This window comes from Amycolatopsis sp. TRM77291 (genome assembly GCF_054166285.1).
Genome location: NZ_JBSZHF010000009.1, coordinates 1 through 2536 on the forward strand (window position 1 = coordinate 1; position 2536 = coordinate 2536).

At 71.2% G+C, this 2536-nt stretch carries 1 protein-coding gene; it reads right to left on the bottom strand.

The window, feature by feature from the left end; all coding sequences use genetic code 11:
• Positions 1–49: 49 nt before the first annotated feature.
• The gene (locus ACXIZN_RS43060; protein WP_457960760.1) at positions 50–2359 is read right to left on the bottom strand and encodes a PQQ-dependent sugar dehydrogenase; all 2310 of its coding nucleotides are present in this window, start codon (positions 2357–2359) and stop codon (positions 50–52) included.
• Positions 2360–2536 lie beyond the last annotated feature (177 nt).

Sequence of the window (2536 nt, forward strand, 5' to 3'; positions counted from 1 at the left end):
GCGTGCTTTGGCGGGTTCGCGTGACCGGGCACGCGAACCCGCCGTGGCCTCAGCAGGGTTGCAGCAGCCAGCAGAGCCGGTACTTCGCCTGGTAGGTCGTGGACGTACCCGGCGCGATGATGTTCTGCGTCCGCGCGCCGCCGTGCGCCCAGCCGGTGTAGGCGTACTTCAGGTTGAGCGGCGGCAGGTTCTGCGGGCTGTCCGCGCTGATCGAGTTGGTGGATCCGGCGATCACCGTCCGGGAGAACGGTGTGCGCTGCTGCGCGCCGCCGACGGTCAGCATCGCCTGACTGGGACTGGAGGTGAAGTTCAGCGACACCGTCTTGGGCTGGAGATCGACCGTCTTGCTGCCGGTCCGGCCGGTCGAGTCGGTCGCGGTGAGCGTGAGCTGCAGGTACGACGGGTAGTCGTGGTCCGGTGCGACGAACGAGCCCGACGCGACGCCGGGGAAGTCCTGGACATTGTGCGTGTGGCAGGTGCCGTTGGTCGCGCAATGCCGGATCGCGAGCCGCCACGAAAGCGCCGATGCCGGGAGTTGACCGTCCTGGGCGTCGACGGCGCGGCCGGAGAAGGACACGTTCTGGCCGACGGACCAGGTCAGCGTGCCCGCCGGGCTGTCGATGACCGGCACCGGGTCGAGGCCCTCCGGGTTGCCGACGGTCACCCGCACCGTCGTGGTCGCGCTCGCGCCGTGGGAGTCCGTCACCCGCAATCCGGCGTCGACGGCGGCGGCCGCGGTGTAGGTCCAGGTGGGGCCGGAGGCCGACGAGTCGTCGTACGCGCCGTCCGCGTCGAGATCCCAGGCGTAGGACAGGGTGTCCCCGGCGTCCGGATCGGTGGACGAGGTGCCGTCGAATCGCACGGTCAACGGAGCGGGCCCGCTCGTCGGATTCGCCGCCGCCACCGCGGAAGGCGGCCGGTTGGTGCCGCCGGGGTGGCTCACGCGCCGGAGCTCACCGCTGCCCAGCGCGACGTAGAACAGGTCACCGCCCGGTCCGGTGAGCACCTGCACCGGGACGTTGGCGCCGGTCACGAACGGTACGAGACGGCTCGGGCTCGGCTGGCCGCCGACGGTCTGCATGGCCCAGATGCAGCCACGGGACGAGTCGGAGAAGAACAGCGCGCCGTCGTACTCGGCGGGGTAGTTGCTGCCGGATTCGAACGCGATCCCGCTGATCGACGAGCCTCCGGTGGGGCAGGGATCGCTCGCGACCACCTTGGCGCGGTGGTTGTAGGCGTAGTACGGGGCGGAGTGCCCGCCTGAGGAGTACAGGGACTCGCAGCGGTCGAGGTTCGCGCCGTCGTACCCGGCCTGCCTGGCGTTGCCTTCGAAACAGGGCCAGCCGAAGTTCTCCGCCACGCCGTCACCGACGTCGGCGACGCGGTTGATCTCCTCCCAGGTGTCCCAGCCGACGTCGCCAGCCCAGAGCTCGCCGGTGCCCGGCCGGAAGCCGAACCGGAACTGGTTCCGCGAGCCGTAGGCGATCACGCGGCGGGCGTTGGCGTCGGCGCTGTTCGCGAAGGGGTTTCCGGGAACGCCTTCGCCGGTGTCCGGGTCGATGCGCAGCACCGTGCCGTTGAGCAGGACCGGCTGCCCGGCCGGTCGCCGCGGCGATTGCGAACGCAGCGCGCCGCCCTCCGCCGCCGGTGGCGCGAGGTTCGTCCCGGCGGGCGAAGGCGGATCGGCGCACGGGTTCCCTGCCTGGCCGTAGTCGGCGAAGGTGAAGCTGGCGCCATCACCGCCGCCGGCGTACAGGGCCCCGTCCGGTCCGAAGGCGAGTGCGCCGACCGAGTGGCTGGGATACTGCTGGCACCATCCCGTGACCAGAGGTTTTTCGCTGACGGCCGTGCCCGCCGGGCCCATCGTCAGCTGCGAGACCCGGCCGGTCACGACGCAACCCTTGTCCGTCGCGCCCGGCGGGGTCGGGCAGGTGTCACCCCATCGCGGCGCGGTTCCGCCGGGTTCGGCGTCGAGCGTGTACGAGACGTAGACGTACGGCCTGGTGGGAAAAGCCGGGTCGACGGCGAGCCCCAGCAGGCCGCGATCCCAGAAATCCTGGGTCTGCGTACGGAGGTCTGCGAACACCGTCGCCGTCGGGTCGGCGAGCGAGTCGAAGACCTTGACCAGGCCGCTCTTTTCGGCGACGAACACCCGGCCGTCCGGCGCGAACGCGGTGGCCGTCGGTGAGCTGAGCCCGCCGATCGCCACCGTGTCGGTGAATCCGGCCGGCACCGCGGCCTCGGCGGGCGCGACGGTGACGAGACCGACCGCGAGCGCGCCGGCCAGCGGGCCGACCACGCCCACCGCCAGCGCGCGCCGTGATCTTCGGGGGAACGGGAAACGACGGGAAGTCAGCACACGAACTCCTCCTGCGCGGGGACCGGCCGGAACAAAGACGGCTCTCCGGTATGCCGTGTGGAGGCCGGAAGTTGTTACGCGTCTGCCAGAAAACGCACGGAGGCAGCCCGACCGGGCTTGGGCGCCCGGGCACGTCGCGAAAGCCACTTTCGGGACATCCGATGTCCCGAAAGTGGC